Raw genomic sequence first — 18,258 nt, 5'->3', positions numbered from 1 at the left:
AACCTGACGAGCCACTCGTTCAGTTTTATCTGGAGCACGCACACGAGGAATCGAGCGTGCTGTTGTTCAGCCCGGACTCGGCGCACGCCGTCGCTCAGCACTTACGCAAACTGCTGACCGTTGAATTGCCCGAAGGTCTGCCGGTGGTCCTGCGTCTGGCTGATGCGGCCGTGGCGCAGGCACTGTTCGGCAGCGGCGATCAGCGTTTGTTCGGTCCTCTTACCTGCGTAGTGATGGCCGACAGCGTCAGCGCCAATTGGCATCGCCATCAACCCCGACTGCCGGAATGCCTGGAACTGCCGACGCCCTATCGCCTGAGCCCTGAACTGAATGCAGCGCTGGACCGGGTTGATCGGCGCCGCGCGTTGCTCGAACTCGACGCACATTTGCTCAACTACTTTCCCGAACGCCATGGCGGCGAAACCGTGGCTCAGCGTTGGCCAATGCTTGAACAACTGGAGGCCGACGCCGGCGCCTTGGTCTTGAGCAGCCAATCTGAGCTTCTCCACTACGCCAACATCATGGCCTGGCTGGATGGCTCATCACTCGATCAGCACCCGCACATCAACCGATTGCTGCATACGCCGTCGCTGCAATCCCCCGGCGAGCGCATCGCGTTGGCCGCCGACCTGGCCCAGCGCTGGGCCAGTCAAGGGAGCCGCCCATGACCCACCCTGCCAACCTTGCTGCGGCCGCCGCCTCCAAAACCGCCATCGGCTCACCCGGTGCTTGCCCTTTGCGGCAAACCATGTGCAGTTGTTGCCCTTGCGTTACGGACTGGTGGAAAAGCCCGTCGACCCGAGTGCCGAACTGAAGCTGCCGTATGCCCTGACGACCCGCCCACTGGGCATCCGTTTGCTGCGCGATGGCTGGTTGTACGTCATCGACAGCGTGACTGGCCACCTGCACGAGTATCAGGTCCTCAACGGACTGGTCAGCGCCTTGCTGCACAAGGGCGCCAAGGTCGATAGTGATCTGCGCACGCCCATCGAAGAGCGTCCTGCACTGGTGTTTTCAAGACGCAGCACCTTGCATGTGACCTTCGCCGAAGTGCAATGGACGGCGGCCAAATGCACGCAAGTGCTCGACAGCTCCAACGAACGCGAACACTTCATGCAGGCCGTCGACCTCGGCCCGGTGCATTGCCAAACCGGTGGCGCGAACTTGCTGACGGTCGCGCAAGGCAAACAGTGGTTGGCAGAGATTGCGACCGATCCGGCCCGGCAGGCGCAAGCCGCACAAGACCGCGCGGAACAGGAAACCGAGTCGCCGTCGGACGCCGTTCTAATGCCGACGGTGCAGGTCCGCGATGCCCCCGAGCACGAACGTGAACCCTACTTATGGGAACAACCGCGGCGCTTTCGCGAGGCGCACATCGGCGAGTTTCTCGGGAGGGTGCGCCCGGCCTATCAGGACGACACGCTGTTCCTTGTGGTGCAGGATGACCTCGGCGTGCTGCGCGATCTGGCCGAGTATCAGGACACCGTGGTCGGCTGGGTCGACGACTGGAGCAATACCGACCACAACGAACGCGATTACCTGTTGGCGTGCTACATCGAGTCCCTGAGCCAGGTCAGTCCGGCGGACTTCGACAAGCTGGCCAATGCCAGCGACGACCCGGCGGTCAATGCGCTGCTTGTCGATCTGCAACAGTTGCCTGAACCAACCCGGGAAGACACGCGCAAAGCCTTGCTGGATTACCTGAACAAGGGCGGCAAGGTCGAGCCTGTCGACGTATCAGCCCCCCCGGAGCTGGTGCAGCTGCGCAAGGAAGCCCAAGCCGAAGTCCAGGAGACGCTCAAGTATCAGGGGGGCAATCCAGACATCACTGCACACAGGCGCGCCATTGACGACGCGGACCGCCGTTACTACACCCGCCAGCACTTTGCGATGGCCCCCACCGACTTCGTTGAGCAGCACCTCAAAACCCTGATCAAGCTCGGCAAGGAGCAAAACAAACGCATTGAGGACGTGATCGCGGGATCCAATATCACGGGCAAACGCGGGATCAACGATTTCATCGACCGCCCCGCCATGGATGACGCGTTGTTTCAGCACCGCGCAGACCTCGGGCGCTGGAACCGCTTGCTCGAACGCATCACCGCTGACCGTACGATGCTGGTATGTGCCGGGCGTTACCATCGTTCGGCCTGGTACTACGACGCGCACGAGCCGCGGCAATTGGCCGAGGTCTTCGCTGCCGAATACGCCTGTATCAAAGACATCTGCCGCAGCGACCATGCCAGTGAAGAGATGCTGGGTTACCTGGAAAAACACCCGGAGTTGACGCGATCCGCGTTTTACACCTTGCCGCTACGCGTTCGGCCTGAGCTGCTGGTGCAATACAGCGTGCTATCCAATGCTGGGACCGGCCTGTTCAGCAAGCTGCCCCATTGGTTGGAAACCCTGCGAAAAATCGAACAACCGCACCTGCCTGCGCTCGACGATTTGCCCGAACACACCCGCGCCATGGCCGACGCGGTGCAACACAGCTACAGCCCAGCGTTGAACCTGGGCCTGAGCCGCGCGCTGGAAGGCTTCGATCTGACGGCAGAGAAAGTCCCCGACCTCGACGAACTATTCCGCCATCTGCCCAAAGCGCTGCCGGCACGGATCCTCGATGCAGCGAAAAGCACCGGAGTGACGTTCACCGTCGCCACCCCGGCCGAATACACGGCGCTGCAAACCAACCTCAAGGAACTGCTCAGGGAGCGCGACTACCTGAAAACCCTGACCCGTGAACGTAACCAGCTCACCCACAACAAAAACCGCCAAGGGCATAAAACGCCGAGGGCGGTGGAGTTGCAGACCGAGATCGTTCGGGTGCGTGCGCAATTGACTCAACTCGAAGGCCGACTGGCGGGCGCGCTGAGCCCGATTGCTGAACTGCCGGATCAGTCGGTGCGCACATACGGCGCCACCCCGGCTCGGGCGGGGGTGACGGTGGTGTTTCCACCGGCGCAGCAGCAGGAGGTGAGGAGTTTGCTGAAGAACATTCGACTGGGGGTTCAGAGTGTGCCAAAGGCAGATTTGATCAAGAGCGAAGGGGTTGGGTTGTTGGTGTTTTTGGCGCAGACGGTGAATTTGGTGGTGGTTTATCGAGAGATGATGAGCCAGACCAAAGACGAAAAGAAACGTGCTGCTTTCTTCGCTGCGCTCGCCGCTACCGGTGCTGCTGGTTTCACCGCAGCTCAAAGCTTGGCAGACACTGCGCTGAAGGCACGCAGCGATAAGTTGGTCTGGGCAGCTCAACATCACGCCTTGGAGAGTGTGCATGTGCAGATGGGGAAGATGCATGTTGGGTTGGGCTTCTTTACCTATTTATTCGGTTTCGGGGCCTCTGTAATCAGCCTGAATACCCAACAGCAGAATTGGCAGCAAGCGACGCGCAGTGGCAACCGCGCGGCCCAAGGAAGCGCGGCTCTTGGCACAGTGGGTGCTGCCGGCATGACGGCCGTTAATACCTATGGCCTTAGCCATACCGTCCACGCCACTTTTAAAGTCCTGACAGCAAGGAATGCCGCGGCACGAACAGCCGCTTGGGCCGCCGCCGGAACACGTCTTTCAACAGTGTTTTTCCGGGTCAACCTGGCCGGTTTCTTGTTTACCGTACTGGAACTGGGCGGCACCTGGCTGTTCAACCGCTACAACATCAGCGCCCGCGATAAATGGTTCAAAACTACGCCACGGAGCCTGGATACCGATGAACGCGGTAACTACACCCTGGATGAGTGCCAACGTTATCTCGGCGATTTACTTCACGCCCCTTCTGCACAACTTGGCCTGAACAAACATGACTCATTGCTGAAGAACCTGTTTTTGCGCGCCAAACCCAGTGATATTCATCTGACGCTGCCGGGGGTGAAACTGAGCGACTTCCAGCCACCGTTAAGCGGTAAACCGTCTCACCGTTTGGGTATCGGTGCCCATCGGCTTTTCCGCCCACTCGAAAGCCGCGGTACCGCGCGTGAGCGCAAGGATGTGATCAGCGATGAAGTGACGGACAGCCTGCAGGTCGTGCAAGCAGACCCGCTGATTGTATGCCTGCAATATCCGCTGAATCGTAATGCTCCGATGGCGCCTGTGGTCGAGACACTGGAGCTGGGGGTGTGCGTGCAAATGTTGAACGCCAAAGGAGAATGGATCTCTCGCACTCACGTCATTCATCTCAATCCTCGGGGCGAAGGCCATTTCCCTTCGCTTCCGCCAAAATCAGTCACCGAGCATCCTCCGTTGTTACTGGTTGAAACCCACTTGCTGGAGTTGGCCGACGATGCCCAAAAACCTTGATAGCCCGATAGCTGTGCCGCACCTTGAGCCATCGCGCAAAGCGGGAGATGTCGAGCCCTTTCCGAGCGGGAAGATCACCTATCTCGCGCCGCTGCCGCTTCCAACACCGCTGCCGCCTCATGGCCCTCATATCGGGGAATTAAATGAGGTGTACATGGACTTCGGGTTGGGATCGCCGGAGGTATTCTCATGGCAAGTCATATTAGGCGGACCATTCAGTGGTGCATTTATGATTGCCTTCCTATTCCCTCTATTTACTGGGTTTCTTGGGGTTGTTTTTGGTTACGGCAGAGAAGCTATCTGGGACTCAATGACGGCTATATTCCACGAAGGTCATGGGTATGCGGCAGTAACCGGCTTCAGCACCCTATTCATCGGCCTCTGCGTCTGGCTCCACAACCACAACAAACGCGCCGAAATCATCCCCACCCGCTTCAACCGCCAACGCCGAGAAGTCTGTTTCATGCCCGAAGACGCCACCGAACCGGTCTTCGTCCCCTGGGAGTCCCTCTCGGCCTGGGTCATCGAAGCCCAGAGCGCCACCCAGTACGGCATCCGCCGCCAATACGGCATGGGCATCGGTTTCCAGCACGGTGAGATCCTGACCAGCGTCGAATTCCCCTGCGCCGGCCTGCCCATTGCCATCAGCCACTGGGAAGCGATCCGTGGCTACATGGAGTACGAAGTCAACGACCTCAAATCCATCCAGGACCCGCAAGACCTGCAAGGCCCCGACGACCCGCCTCACGAAGGCCTGCACACTTTCCACAACGCCCGCGCACGCCTGCATCAGCAAATCCGCGACGGTTCACGCAACCGGCTCTCGGGTTTTTTTTGGTACCTGTACCACGTCATGACGCTGTGGACGATTCCCAACTACCTGACCGAATGGGAAATCCGGCGCATCAACGCCATGGACCAACACACGTTGCCCGAGGCAATGCGCCAGTGGTCAGAGCCGTTGCCAAAGGACCAATGGGCAAAGCCAAGCGAAGAACTGCTGCGCATGAGCGAACAAGTACGGGCACTGCACAAGCGACAGCCAAGGCGAGCCATTGCCGAGATTTTTGCCGAGGTACAGCGCTTGAACCCCAGCAACAAACAACACGCATGAAACCGAGCGACTTCCCACAACCGTTAAGCGGTAAACCGTCTCACCGCCTAGGGATCGGCACCGCCTGTGGTCGATACACTGGAACTGGGGGTGTGCGTGCAAATGTTGAACGCCAAAGGAGAGTGGATCTCTCGCGCTCACATCATTCATCTCAATCCTCGGGGCGAAGGCCATTTCCCTTCGCTTCCGCCAAAATCAGTCACCGAGCATCCTCCGTTGTTACTGGTTGAAACCCACTTGCTGGAGTTGGCCGACCATGCCCACCAAGATTGATATGCCGATGCCTCCTCCACACCTTGAGCAATCCCGCAAAGCCGGAGATGTTGAGCCGTTTCTCAGCGGGAAAATCACTTATCTCGCGCCGTTGCCATTACCGACACCGCTGCCGCCGCATGGTCCTCACATCGGGGAATTAAATGACGTGTACATGGACTTCGGGATGGGATCGCCTCAAGTCTTTATGTGGCAGATAACATTGGGCGGGCCATTCAGCGGCGCATTTATGATTGCATTCCTGTTTCCCCTGATTGGCGGCTTCATGTTTTTTTTATTCGGGATGGGTTGGGACGATATTTCTCATGCCATACAAGGGATCTTCCATGCGTCCTACCCGCTAGCCATACAAACTGGCTTTTGGACCCTACTCATCGGCCTCGGCGTCTGGCACCACAACCACAAAAAGCGCCTCCACATCATCCCCACCCGCTTCAACCGCCAACGCCGCGAAGTCTGCTTCATGCCCGAAGACGCCACCGAACCTCTCTTCGTCCCTTGGGAATCCCTCTCGGCCTGGGTCATCGAAGCCCAAGGCGCCACCCAATACGGCATCCACCGCCAGTACGGCATGGGCACCGGTTTCCAGCACGGAGAGACGCTGACCAGCGTCGAATTTCCCTGCTTCGGTCTGTCCCTGGCCATCAGCCACTGGGAAGCGATCCGCGGCTACACGGAATACGAAATCCACGATCTCAAATCCATTCAGGACCCGCTAGACCTGCAAGTCCCCGACGACCCGCCGCACGAGGGTTTGCACACCTTCCACAACGCCCGTGCGCGCCTGCACCAGCAAGTCCGCGACGGTCAGCATGGTCGAGTGTCCGGCTTCTTCTGGTACCTGTACCACGTCATGACGCTGTGGACGATTCCCAACCACCTGACCGAATGGGAAATCCGCCGCCTCCAGAAAAAGGGCAACCAGGCGTTGCCCGAGGCGATGCGCCAATGGTCCGAGCCGTTATCGAAGGAACAATGGGCGAAGCCGAGCGAAGAACTTCTGCGCCTAAGCGCACAGGTTCGCGCCCTGCACAAACGTCAGCCGCGACGCCCGATCACCGAGATTTTTGCCGAGGTACAGCGTTTAAGTCCGACCGACAAACGTCGCGCTTGAATTGTTTTTTCAAGTTGGCTAACCGATTAACACCAGCGTCAGCCCCACAACGGTCGCCAACACCAGCGCCCAGCTCAACATCAAGCTGCGCCACAGGCGCGGTGCGTGGCGCATCTCCATGAAGCCGTCGGTGATCAGCCACGCCTTGCCGACCGCCACCAGCAAGATGGCAATCGACAGCAACCACGTCGCCCCGGCCTGCGCCAGCACCACGGTGCAGACGCTTAACGTCGCGAGCGCGGCCCAACAGACGAGCAAAAACCTGGAAACAGACATGAGAACCTCGTCAACTCAGCACATAGACCAGCGGGAAAAGCATGACCCAGATCAGATCGACCATGTGCCAATAGAGCACGCCGGATTCAAACCCACTGCGGTTGTCAGCGTCGCACAGGCGACGGCGAGAGCGCTCGGCCAGCCATCCGAGAATGACCATGCCGAGCACTACGTGGAGAAAATGAAACCCGGTAAGGATCCAGTAGAGGGTGAAAAACGTGTTGTGCTCAATGCCCAGCCCCGAGGTCAGCAAGTGCCGGTATTCCGTAAGTTTCAGCACCACGTAGACACTGGCGGCGAGCAACGCCATCAGCAGGAAGACGGCGCCGCGCCGGGACCGTGAGCGCCTGACTTGCTCTTGAGCCAGCGCGGCGAACAGCCCCGCGGTGAGCAGGCTCAGGGTCATCGCCAACCCGGTTGAGGTGTTCAGCAATAGACGGCTTTCACTGAACATCTGCGGCTTGAGTGCCTGGGTTACGGCGAACGTCAGGATCAGGATGGCGAACACCGACAGCTCGGCCAGAATGAAAAACCACATCGCCAGATCGCCCGGCAAGTGGCGACGCGAGACGCCCGAGGACTCAACCGAAGTGGACATCAACCACGTCCATCAGCGCGGCAACGGTCAGCGGATCATCACTCAGCGGCTCGGCCAGACAGGCCATGCAGGCCTCACGCGGGCTCATGCCGGAACGAATCATACGCGCGGTAAAAATCAGCAGTCGCGTTGAGGCGACCTCCTCCAGATCATGTTGATCGAGCCGCCGCAGCGCCTGGCCCAGCCGGACCACTTGCGCCGCCAGCGCGTTGTCCACCTGAGCCTCCCTGGCAACGATGCGCTCCTCATCGGCCACCGGCGGATAGCCGAAGCGCATCGCCACGAAGCGTTGCCGGGTGCTGGGTTTCATGCCTTTGAGCAGGTTCTGGTAGCCGGGGTTGTAAGACACCACGAGCATAAATGACGGCGGCGCCTTCAGCACTTCGCCGGTGCGTTCCAGGAACAGCTCCCGACGGTCATCGGCCAGGGGATGTAGCACCACCACGGTGTCCTGGCGCGCCTCGACCACTTCGTCGAGGTAACAGATGCCGCCTTCACGCACCGCGCGGGTCAGCGGTCCGTCCTGCCACCAAGTGCCCTGTGCTCCGATCAGATGGCGACCGATCAGGTCAGCCGCGCTCAGGTCATCGTGGCAAGCCACGGTGTACAGCGGCAGTTTCAGTCGATGGGCCATGTGCTGGACGAAACGGGTCTTGCCGCATCCCGTCGGGCCTTTGATCAGCACCGGCATGCCGTGTCGCCAGGCTTGCTCGAACAGCGCCTCCTCATTATTGAGCGGTTGATAAAAGGGTTCGATCGGGTGTTCGCAAGACTGGATTCGGTCCATGGGCTGCCTGTTCCAAAAGCGGATTCAAGCAACACGCTACGGGCCCCTGCGACAACCTGGCAAGGGAGATGGCCGGCAAACTTGATCGCCGTCAAGCGAGCATTGGCCTGCTCGGCATAGCCTTGCACGGCACTAAGAACCTGCGTTCTGCGCTGCCGTTTCAGCACATCGCAAAGGTCTTGCCTGAGGAGAAATGGAATGCTGATCAGCAATAGAAAAACGTTTGCTCTGACCCTTACCACGCTGTGTTCGGCACTGGCCCTGGCGGTGAGTCCTGCCGCCAGCGCCGAGGAGCCCGCCGCTGCTGCGGCCACCCCGCCCATGGTCAAAACCGCTGGTGCTCCCGACATGAGCCAGGCCGAGTTCGACTCATCAAAGGAAATCTACTTCCAGCGCTGCGCAGGCTGCCACGGTGTTCTGCGCAAAGGCGCCACCGGCAAACCGCTGACACCGGACATTACCCAGAACCGCGGACAACCGTTCCTGGAGGCGCTGATTACCTATGGTTCACCGGCAGGCATGCCGAACTGGGGAACGTCCAATGCGCTGACCAAGGATCAGATAACGTCAATGGCCAAGTTCATTCAGCACGCGCCGCCGACGCCACCGGAATGGGGCATGGCCGAGACGCTGAAGACCTGGAAAGTGTTGGTCAAACCCGAGGATCGTCCGAAGAAGCAGCTGAGCAAACTCAACCTGCCGAACCTGTTTTCGGTGACGCTGCGCGATGACGGCAAGATCGCCCTGATCGACGGTGACAGCAAAAAGATCGTCAAGCTGATCGAGACCGGCTACGCGGTGCACATCTCTCGAATCTCCGCCTCGGGTCGCTACCTGCTGGTGATTGGCCGGGACGCGCGGATCGACATGATTGACCTGTGGCCAGTCGAGCCGACCAAGGTCGCCGAGGTCAAAGTGGGCATCGAGGCGCGCTCGGTCGAGACCTCCAAGTTCAAGGGCTACGAAGACAAATACACCATCGCCGGCTCTTATTGGCCGCCGCAATTCACCATCATGGATGGCGAAACCCTGGAGCCGAAACAGATCGTTTCGACCCGCGGCATGACCGTCGACAAGCAGGAATATCACCCGGAACCCCGGGTCGCGGCGATCATCGCCTCCCACGAATGGCCGGAGTTCATCGTCAACGTCAAGGAAACCGGCAAGGTCATGCTGGTCAATTACCAGGACATCAAAAACCTCACCGTCACCTACATCGATGCCGCGCCTTTCCTGCATGACGGCGGCTGGGACAGCACGCACCGCTACTTCATGACCGCCGCCAACAACTCCAACAAGGTCGCCGTGATCGACTCCAAGGAGCGCAAATTGACCGCGCTGGTGGACGTCGGCAAAACCCCTCACCCAGGTCGCGGCGCCAACTTCAACCACCCGACCTACGGCCCGGTCTGGGCCACCAGCCACTTGGGTGATGACGGCATCTCGTTGATCGGCACCGACCCGACCAAACACCCGCAATACGCCTGGAAACAGGTCGCCTCACTCAAGGGCCAGGGCGGCGGTTCGCTGTTCATCAAAACCCACCCCAAATCCCGTCACCTGTACGTCGACACCACCCTCAACCCTGACACCAAGCTGAGTCAGTCGGTGGCGGTGTTCAACCTCGACAAGCTCGACGCCGGCTACACCGTGCTGCCCATCGCTGAATACGCGGGCATCAAGCAAGGCGCCATGCGTGTCGTGCAACCGGAATACAACAAGGCCGGCGATGAAGTCTGGTTCTCCGTCTGGAGCGGCCAGGCAGACGAGTCGGCGCTGGTGGTGATCGACGACAAAACACTGAAGCTCAAGTCAGTCATCAAGGACAAACGACTGATCACACCCACCGGGAAGTTCAACGTCTACAACACCCAACACGACATCTATTGAGCTCCATCAATGCAAGGAACCACCATGAAAAATACTCTGTTTTCACTGTTCGCCCTGACCGCTGCGCTGAGCGTGCAGCCGGCCATGGCCGAGGACGGGCTGGCGTTGTTCAAGAGCAAACCCTGCGCCGCCTGCCATTCCATCGACGCCAAGGTCGTCGGCCCTGCACTCAAGGATGTCGCGGCCAAGAACGCTGGCGTACCCGGGGCCGTGGACACCCTGGCTGGCCGCATCAAGAACGGCACACAAGGTAATTGGGGGCCGATGCCAATGCCGGCCAACCCGGTAACGGATGAAGAAGCAAAAATTCTCGCGACCTGGGTACTGACACTCAAATAACCGCCTGGAGGGCGTCATGATGGTTTATCGACACGCTGTGATTCTGGCGGCCCTCCTCCTCATTTGCGCAACTGCGGTTGCGGCGCCGGACGCCCAGCGTCAGGCACAACTCGAACACTTGCTGACCCAGGACTGCGGGGCCTGCCATGGGTTGCACCTGACCGGTGGGCTGGGTCCCGAACTGACGCGCGCAGCGCTGGCCGGCAAGTCCAGGGACAGCCTGATTGCCACCGTCACCCAAGGTCGGCCCGGCACCGCGATGCCCGGTTGGGCCCCGTTGCTCAGCCCCGGCGACATCCGGTGGCTGGTCGATCTTCTTCTCCAGGGATACCCCGCACCATGATCCGTTCAATCCTGCTGTCAGCGGCGACCGGGCTGTTGTTGTCCGCTTGCGTTCAGCCACCGTTGCGTGGCACCGGCGATCTGGGCGTGGTCGTGGAGCGCGCCACCGGTAGCGTACAAATCATCGAAAGCGACACCCACACCGCGCTGGCCCGACTCAAGGGTTTCGGCGACCTGTCCCATGCGTCAGTGGTGTTCTCCCGCGACCAGCGCTATGCCTATGTGTTCGGCCGCGACGGAGGGTTGAGCAAAATCGATTTGCTGACCCGGCGTATCGACCATCGTGTGATCCAGGGCGGCAACAGCATTGGCGGCGCCATCAGTCAGGATGGCAAGTTGATCGCGGTGTCCAACTACGTGCCCGGCGGGGTCAAGGTCTTCGATGCCGAAACCCTGCAGTTGGTGGCCGATATTCCGGCCACACCCCTGGCCGATGGCAGCAAGCGCTCCCGGGTGGTGGGCCTGGTCGACGCGCCGGGGCAACGTTTTGTCTTCAGCCTGTTCGATACCGGTGAGATCTGGACCGCCGATTTCAGTCAGGTCAGCACACCGCAGATCAGCCGTTTCACCAACATCGGCCAGCAACCCTACGACGCCCTGATTACCCCCGATGGGCGCTACTACATGGCCGGCCTGTTCGGTGAAGACGGCATGGCCCAACTCGACCTCTGGCATCCAGAGCGCGGTGTGCAGCGGGTACTCGGCGATTACGGACGCGGCCAGGCGAAACTCCCCGTTTACAAGATGCCGCACCTGGAAGGCTGGGCCGTCGCCGATCACCAGGCCTTCGTGCCCGCCGTTGGCCGTCATCAAGTGTTGGTGATGGATGCGCGCACTTGGCAGCAGACCGCTGTGATTCCGGTCGCCGGTCAGCCGGTGTTCGTCACGTCGCGCCCGGACGGTCGACAGCTATGGGTCAATTTCGCCTACCCGGACAACGATCGGGTTCAGGTCATCGACACCGAAACCCATGCCGTAGTCGCGGATCTGAAGCCGGGGCCGGCGGTACTGCACATGGAATTCACCGCGCGCGGTGACCAACTGTGGCTGTCGTTACGCGACGGCGATCAGGTTCAGGTCTGGGATCCGTACAGCCTGAAGCTGCTAAACACCCTGCCGGCCTCCGCGCCGAGCGGCATCTTCTTCAGCAGTCGCGCGCAGAAAATGGGGTATTGAAATGAACCTTGAGCTGCTCAGTCGCCAACTCATCGACCGCTTCCAGCACGGCATGCCGCTGTGCCCGGCACCGTACAAGGAGATGGCGCGGATCCTCGGTTGCCGCGAATCGCAAGTCATGGCCTGCCTGGAAGAAATGGATCAGGCCGGCACCCTCTCACGGATCGGCCCGGTGTTCGAACACAGCCGCGCCGGGGCCAGCACCCTCGCCGCCCTCGCCGTGCCCGCCGAACGCCTGCAACAGGTGGCCGATCGCGTCAGTCAGTACCCCGAGGTCAATCACAACTACGCACGGGAGCACTTCTACAACCTGTGGTTTGTGCTGACCGGCCCTGATCGCCAACACATCGACCGGGTGCTCAAAGAACTTGAGCACGACACCGGCCTCATGCCGCTGGACCTGCCGATGTTGACCGCCTACCGCATCGACCTGGGCTTTGCCCTGGGAGAAAACTCATGACATCTAGATTGAGCCCCAAACAAGCGCTGGCGCTGCGTCGGCACCTCGAAGGCGGGTTGCCGTTGGTAGCGCGCCCCTATCAGGCTCTCGCCGAACGGATAAACACCGACGAAAACCACGTGCTCGAGCAAATGCGCCAGTGGAGCGAGCAAGGGCTGTTTCGCCGTGTCGGCCTGGTGCTGCACCATCGCGCGCTGGGCTTTACCGCCAACGCCATGCTGGTGCTGGACATTCCCGATGCGCTGATCGACGAGGTTGGCCAGCGCCTGGGACGAGCGCCCGGCATTAACCTCTGCTATCAACGGCCCCGGCGCTTGCCGCAGTGGCGGTACAACCTGTTTTGCATGGTGCACGGGCGTCAACGTGAACAGGTGGAGGCGCAGATTCAGGCGTTGCTGGAAGACCATCTGCTGAGCGACCTGCCCCATCAACTGCTGTTCAGCACTCAGGTCTTCAAACAGTGCGGCGGCCGCTTTGCGCCCTCGCGCACAGGAGCACCGACCCATGGATGACCTCGACCGTCGTCTGATCAACCGCTTGCAATTGGGCCTGCCGCTGGTGCGCCACCCCTGGCAGGCATTGGCTCTCGAACTGGAGAGCAGCAGCACTGAACTGCTCGACCGACTGCATGCCCTGCTCGATGACGGCGTGCTCACACGCTTCGGCCCAATGTTTGACATCGAACGGCTGGGCGGCGCCTTCACCCTCGCCGCGCTGGCGGTGCCGGAAGAACGTTTCGACGACGTCGCCGAGCAACTGCATGGCATGCCCGAAGTGGCGCACAACTACCGACGCGAGCACGCCTGGAACATGTGGTTCGTGCTCGGCTGCGCGACCGAACATGCCATCGCCGAGACGCTGCAGCGCATCGAAACCCTGACCGGCCTGCCGCTGCTCAACCTGCCCAAAGAGGAGACTTACCATGTCGGTCTGTATTTCCCGGTCTGAAGACACCCTCGCCCAGCGGCTGATCGCGTTGACCCAGGCCGGTCTGCCGTTGCTGGACGACCCTTGGGCCTGGCTCGCCGAACAGCTGGAACTAAGCATCGAATCCACCCTGGATCTGCTCAAGCGATTGCAGGCCGAGGGCGCGATTCGGCGGATCGCCGCCGTGCCCAATCACTACCGACTGGGCTATCGCCACAACGGCATGACGGTCTGGGATGTGCGCGACACCGACATGCCGCGCCTCGGCGCGCTGATCGGCGCGCAACCCTTCGTCAGCCACTGCTATCGCCGCCCGCGCCGAACCGACTGGCGTTACAACCTGTTCGCCATGGTTCATGGCCGCAGCAGCGATGAAATCAACAGCTACCGCGAGCACCTGCGCTACTTGCTGGGCGACGCCTGTGCCGCCGACGAGATGCTGGTGAGCAGCCGTATCCTGAAAAAAACCGGCTTGCGTTTAACGCCAGTCAGCTCAACGCAGACCTTGTAGCAGCTGGCGAAGCCTGCGTTCGGCTGCGAAGCAGTCGTGAAACCTGTGTGCGAGGTTTATCTGAAACACCGCATCGCCTGATTTCACGACTGCTGCGCAGCCGAACGCAGCCTCGCAAGCTCGACAGCTGCTACGGGCATTAGGCTTGCGTTTGCCTATCGCTTTGCGCTGAACACACCCTGACTCAAGGAGAGTTGCATGTTGAGGATCAGCCAATACCTGCGGGCGCTGGCCGGCCAGGCGCCTGCGCCCAGAACCCGTCCACCGGGCAGCAACCGCCCGCCAGTGGTGATCTGGAACCTGCTCAGGCGCTGCAACCTGACCTGTAAACATTGCTACGCCACCTCCGCCGACAGTGTCTTTCGCGACGAACTGGATACGGCCGCCGCGCTGACCGTGATCGACGACCTGCACGATGCCGGGGTGAAGGTATTGATCCTTTCGGGTGGCGAACCGCTGCTGCGCGAGGATCTGTTTGTGCTCAGTGCCTACGCCCGAGCCAAGGGTTTCTTTGTGGCCTTATCCACCAACGGCACGCTGATCGATGAGCAGAACATCGCGCAGATCAGCGCGGCGAATTTCGACTACGTCGGGATCAGCATCGATGGCCTGGAAGCCACCCATGACGCCTTCCGCCAACTCAAGGGCAGCTTCGCCCGTTCCATGCAGGCGATCCGGCTCTGTCGCGAACAGGGCATTCGCGTCGGCCTGCGCACCACCCTGACCCAGGAGAACCATGCGCAGCTGCCCCAGTTACTGGCGCTGATGCGCGAGTACGACGTGCAAAAGTTTTACCTGTCGCACCTCAACTACAGCGGTCGCGGCAAACGCAGTCGCAAACTCGACGCACAACAGCAGATGAGCCGCGAGGCCATGACGCTGATCTTCGAGCGCGCCTGGGCAGACATCCAACAGGGTCGCGACAGCGATTTTGTCAGCGGCAACAACGATGCCGACGCCATTCTCCTGCTGCAATGGGCCGGCCTTCGTCTTCCCGAGCATTACCCCCGTCTGGAAAACATGCTCCGTGCCTGGGGCGGCAACGCCTCCGGCAGCGGCATTGCCAACATCGACAACACCGGCGAAGTGCACCCGGACACCTACTGGTGGCAGCACTCGGTGGGCAATGTCCGGCGCACACCCTTCCGCACGCTGTGGCTGGACCAGCCGGATGCCCTGCTGTTGCGCTTGCGTGAGCATCCCCGCGCCGTCGGCGGCCGCTGCGCCCAATGCCGCTGGTTGCACATCTGCAACGGCAATACCCGCACGCGCGCCTGGGCCGAGGGTGACCTCTGGGGCCAGGACCCTGGCTGCCACCTCAGCGATGACGAAATCGGTGTGCCTCCGTCAACGACCATTCCTTGCATCACCCACTGAATAGCCCGTCCGGCCAACCACCTGACAAAGGCTGGGGCCGGCCAACCTGATGAAGCACCAAGGACGTCCCATGCCTCCATCGATTGCTCTACCGGCCACCCTTCAGTCCCCGTTCAGACCGGGCGAAGTTGCCCTGGTCGGCGCTGGCCCCGGCGATCCACGCCTGCTGACCTTGCGCGCCTGGAGTCTGTTGATGCAGGCCGACGCCGTGGTCTATGACCGGCTGATCAGCCCCGAGCTGCTGACGTTGATCCCCCTCACCTGCGCCCGGCATTACGTCGGCAAGGCCAGCGGCTGTCACAGCCTGCCCCAGGAACAAATCAACGAACTGCTTGCCGACCTCGCCGATCAAGGACAGCGCGTGGTCCGGCTCAAGGGCGGCGACCCGTTTATCTTTGGCCGTGGCGCCGAGGAACTGGAGTACCTGCTGCAACGCGGTGTTGACTGCCAGGTCGTGCCGGGGATTACCGCCGCGTCAGGCTGCAGCGCGTACGCGGGCATACCGTTGACCCACCGCGACCTGGTCAATTCCTGCCGATTCATCACCGGCCATTTGCAACGTGATGGTGAGTTGTCGCTGCCCTGGAGCAGCCTCGCCGACAGTAGTCAGACGCTGGTGTTTTACATGGGGTTGTCGAACCTGGGGCTCATCGCTCAACGCTTGATCGAAGCCGGGCTGTCGGCCGATACACCGGCGGCGCTGATCAGCAACGGCACGCGTCCCGACCAGCACGTCGCCCGTGGCAAGCTGCACCAATTGCCGACCCTGGCGCTGGATTGTCCACCGGGCATTCCGACACTGACGGTGATCGGCACCGTGGTCGATCTGTTTGCCGCAGAACAACTGGAATACCCGGCGCGGCTTTACCCGGCTCAAGCACTGCAACGCCATGCCAAGGTGGCGACATGAGGCGCAGGGTCCTTGCCCAGGTGCTATGGGTCAGTGCGGCGCATGCCAGCGCAGCGGTTCCACTCCCGGGCGCGGCACTTGAACAGGCCGCGCAAAACTATCAGCAGCATTGTCAGAGCTGTCACGGCATTAACCGTCTCGGCGGTGCGGGGCCGGCGTTGTTGCCGGAGAGTCTCAGCCGAATCAAACCGGATGAAATTCGCCGCGTGATCCAGAACGGCCGCCCCGCAAGCCAGATGGCCGGCTATGCCAATGTATTCAGCCCCGCGCAGATCGACGCGCTGGTGGACTACCTTCAACAACCGCCCGCCATCCCGCCCACCTGGAGCAATGACGACATTCTCGGCAGTCACTCGATACTCGCGGATCTCAGCAAACTGCCCACCACGCCCCAGCATGGCGCCGACCCGCTGAACCTGTTCGTGGTGGTGGAAGCCGGTGACCATCACATCGACATCCTCGACGGTGACCGCTTTGAGGTGCTGGCGCGGTTTGCGTCGCACTTTGCCGTGCATGGCGGACCGAAATTCTCGCCGGACGGGCGATTCGTCTACTTCGCCTCCCGTGACGGCTGGATCAGCCTGTATGACTTGCACAACCTGAAACTGATCGCCGAGGTTCGCGCCGGGCTCAACACCCGCAACCTGGCGGTGAGCAAGGATGGACGCTGGGTGCTGGTGGGCAACTATTTGCCCGGCAACCTGGTGGTGCTCGATGCCCGCGACCTGTCGCTGGTCAAAACCATTCCCACGATCGGTCAGGACGGCACCGCGTCACGGGTCAGCGCGGTCTACTCCGCCCCGCAGCGCGACAGCTTTATCGTGGCGCTCAAGGACGTCAAGGAAGTCTGGGAACTGTCCTGGGCCGGCACTCCAGATTTCGTACCACGACGAATCCGCGCCGAGGATGTGCTGGACGATTTCTCCTTTTCACCGGACTACAAGCAACTGCTGGCCACCTCGCGCAAGGCCCAGGGCGGTCAGGTGATCGACCTCGACAGCGGCAAGGTAGTCACCGACATACCGCTGCCGGGCATGCCGCATTTGGGGTCGGGGACCTATTGGAAACGTAACGGTGAGTGGGTGTTCGCCACGCCGAATATCAGCAAGGGGCTGATCTCGGTCATCGACTTCAAGACCTGGAAACTGATCAAGGAAATTCCGACCCTGGGGCCGGGTTTCTTCATGCGCAGTCACGTCAACTCACGGTATGCCTGGAGCGACGTTTTCTTCGGGCCCGACAACGATGCGATCCACCTGATCGACAAACAGACCCTGGAGATCGCCCATACCTTGCGCCCGATGCCTGGCAAGACCGCCGCTCACGTCGAGTTCACTCGTGACGGCCGTTACCTGCTGCTGAGCATCTGGGCCACCGACGGCGCGCTGATCGTGTACGACAGCAACACCCTCAAGGAGATCAAACGCATTCCGATGAACAAACCCTCGGGCAAGTACAACGTCGGCAACAAGATCGAGTTTGCCGAGGGGACGTCGCACTAGCTCTTGTACCCCTACGCACTCCCTGCAGCAGCTGCCGAAGGCTGCGTTCGGCTGCGTAGCAGTCGTAAATCCTACCTCCTCGGTAAACCTGACACACCGCAGCGACTGATTTTACGACTGCTTCGCAGCCGAACGCAGCCTTCGGCAGCTGCTACGGACCGCGTAGCGCTTCTGATCGTTCCCATGCGTGGGAACGATCAGTGTCGGAACGGTTCCTGTTGCTTTGCTTTGGTTTTTGATCTTGATCTGCCCCGTCGGAAGGCCGAGCGCAGGTTCTGCGCAGTGGGCACCGCGGCAAGGATGCCGCGGTAGCCGCACCCGGCCCAGAGTGTGTCAAAACACCCAAGCAAACCCTTGCTATGATTCCCCAGG

19 protein-coding genes are annotated in these 18,258 nt (G+C 61.0%); 16 read left to right on the top strand and 3 right to left on the bottom strand.

Annotated features, from left to right (window positions below):
- The 4 genes from QK293_RS26870 to QK293_RS26855 form a co-directional block, all read left to right on the top strand.
- Positions 1 to 668 (top strand): DUF4123 domain-containing protein (locus QK293_RS26870; protein WP_282383242.1); only part of this gene is annotated, 668 nt, incomplete at its 5' end.
- 82 nt (positions 669 to 750) lie between these two features.
- Positions 751 to 4,290 (top strand): toxin VasX, encoded by a 3,540-nt coding sequence (locus tag QK293_RS26865; protein WP_282383240.1) that lies wholly within the window; start codon positions 751 to 753, stop codon positions 4,288 to 4,290.
- A 310-nt stretch (positions 4,291 to 4,600) separates the two neighbouring features.
- Positions 4,601 to 5,404 carry a hypothetical protein gene (locus QK293_RS26860; RefSeq protein WP_282383238.1) on the top strand — a complete coding sequence of 268 codons (804 nt, stop codon included), beginning with the start codon at positions 4,601 to 4,603 and terminating at the stop codon, positions 5,402 to 5,404.
- A 256-nt stretch (positions 5,405 to 5,660) separates the two neighbouring features.
- Positions 5,661 to 6,791, top strand: a complete 1,131-nt coding sequence (locus tag QK293_RS26855; protein ID WP_282383236.1) for a hypothetical protein — start codon at positions 5,661 to 5,663, stop codon at positions 6,789 to 6,791.
- A gap of 18 nt (positions 6,792 to 6,809) precedes the next feature.
- On the opposite strand, the gene QK293_RS26850 is transcribed toward QK293_RS26855, so the two are convergent.
- Genes QK293_RS26850 through QK293_RS26840 form a run of 3 tightly spaced genes read right to left on the bottom strand, consistent with a single transcriptional unit; the run spans position 6,810 to position 8,452 of the window.
- Positions 6,810 to 7,067, bottom strand: a complete 258-nt coding sequence (locus QK293_RS26850; protein ID WP_282383231.1) for a cytochrome C oxidase subunit IV family protein — start codon at positions 7,065 to 7,067, stop codon at positions 6,810 to 6,812.
- Positions 7,068 to 7,077: 10 nt separating this feature from the next.
- Positions 7,078 to 7,665, bottom strand: a complete 588-nt coding sequence (locus QK293_RS26845; protein ID WP_282383228.1) for a cytochrome c oxidase subunit 3 family protein — start codon at positions 7,663 to 7,665, stop codon at positions 7,078 to 7,080.
- Positions 7,649 to 8,452 carry a CbbQ/NirQ/NorQ/GpvN family protein gene (locus tag QK293_RS26840; RefSeq protein WP_282383225.1) on the bottom strand — a complete coding sequence of 268 codons (804 nt, stop codon included), beginning with the start codon at positions 8,450 to 8,452 and terminating at the stop codon, positions 7,649 to 7,651. Before QK293_RS26840 ends, QK293_RS26845 begins: the two co-directional genes overlap by 17 nt.
- A 68-nt stretch (positions 8,453 to 8,520) precedes the next feature.
- Here QK293_RS26840 and QK293_RS26835 point away from each other — a divergent pair, with 68 nt between their 5' ends.
- From QK293_RS26835 to QK293_RS26780, 12 genes are all read left to right on the top strand, one after another.
- Entirely contained in the window at positions 8,521 to 8,667 is a 147-nt protein-coding gene (locus tag QK293_RS26835; RefSeq protein WP_282383223.1) for a hypothetical protein, read from the top strand.
- 106 nt (positions 8,668 to 8,773) lie between these two features.
- On the top strand, positions 8,774 to 10,342 hold the full coding sequence (gene nirS / locus QK293_RS26830; RefSeq protein WP_282383243.1) for a nitrite reductase: 1,569 nt from the start codon (positions 8,774 to 8,776) through the stop codon (positions 10,340 to 10,342).
- A gap of 24 nt (positions 10,343 to 10,366) precedes the next feature.
- Positions 10,367 to 10,681 (top strand): c-type cytochrome, encoded by a 315-nt coding sequence (locus QK293_RS26825; RefSeq protein WP_282383221.1) that lies wholly within the window; start codon positions 10,367 to 10,369, stop codon positions 10,679 to 10,681.
- 16 nt (positions 10,682 to 10,697) lie between these two features.
- Positions 10,698 to 11,024 carry a cytochrome c gene (locus QK293_RS26820; protein ID WP_282383219.1) on the top strand — a complete coding sequence of 109 codons (327 nt, stop codon included), beginning with the start codon at positions 10,698 to 10,700 and terminating at the stop codon, positions 11,022 to 11,024.
- Positions 11,021 to 12,199 (top strand): cytochrome D1 domain-containing protein, encoded by a 1,179-nt coding sequence (locus QK293_RS26815; RefSeq protein ID WP_282383216.1) that lies wholly within the window; start codon positions 11,021 to 11,023, stop codon positions 12,197 to 12,199. The genes QK293_RS26820 and QK293_RS26815 overlap by 4 nt, the downstream gene beginning before the upstream one ends.
- Before the next feature lies 1 nt (position 12,200).
- Positions 12,201 to 12,659, top strand: coding sequence for an Lrp/AsnC family transcriptional regulator (locus tag QK293_RS26810; RefSeq protein WP_282383213.1), 459 nt, complete (start codon positions 12,201 to 12,203; stop codon positions 12,657 to 12,659).
- Positions 12,656 to 13,171: an AsnC family protein gene (locus QK293_RS26805; RefSeq protein WP_282383210.1), complete on the top strand. Its 516-nt coding sequence runs from the start codon at positions 12,656 to 12,658 to the stop codon at positions 13,169 to 13,171. The genes QK293_RS26810 and QK293_RS26805 overlap by 4 nt, the downstream gene beginning before the upstream one ends.
- Positions 13,164 to 13,607 (top strand): Lrp/AsnC family transcriptional regulator, encoded by a 444-nt coding sequence (locus tag QK293_RS26800; protein ID WP_282383207.1) that lies wholly within the window; start codon positions 13,164 to 13,166, stop codon positions 13,605 to 13,607. Before QK293_RS26805 ends, QK293_RS26800 begins: the two co-directional genes overlap by 8 nt.
- Complete coding sequence (locus tag QK293_RS26795; RefSeq protein ID WP_282383204.1) at positions 13,582 to 14,097, top strand: nitrite reductase; 516 nt, start codon at positions 13,582 to 13,584, stop codon at positions 14,095 to 14,097. Before QK293_RS26800 ends, QK293_RS26795 begins: the two co-directional genes overlap by 26 nt.
- Positions 14,098 to 14,295: 198 nt before the next feature.
- Entirely contained in the window at positions 14,296 to 15,474 is a 1,179-nt protein-coding gene (gene nirJ, locus QK293_RS26790; RefSeq protein ID WP_282383202.1) for a heme d1 biosynthesis radical SAM protein NirJ, read from the top strand.
- A 70-nt stretch (positions 15,475 to 15,544) separates the two neighbouring features.
- Complete coding sequence (gene cobA, locus QK293_RS26785; protein WP_282383200.1) at positions 15,545 to 16,384, top strand: uroporphyrinogen-III C-methyltransferase; 840 nt, start codon at positions 15,545 to 15,547, stop codon at positions 16,382 to 16,384.
- Positions 16,381 to 17,886, top strand: coding sequence for a nitrite reductase (locus tag QK293_RS26780; protein ID WP_282383196.1), 1,506 nt, complete (start codon positions 16,381 to 16,383; stop codon positions 17,884 to 17,886). Before cobA ends, QK293_RS26780 begins: the two co-directional genes overlap by 4 nt.
- Positions 17,887 to 18,258: the final 372 nt, after the last annotated feature.

It is taken from the genome of Pseudomonas sp. AL03 (assembly GCF_029960815.1).
Classification (GTDB): Bacteria; Pseudomonadota; Gammaproteobacteria; order Pseudomonadales; family Pseudomonadaceae; genus Aquipseudomonas.
Note: the sequence above shows the minus strand (reverse complement) of the source record. Positions and strands in the feature narration are given on the sequence as shown.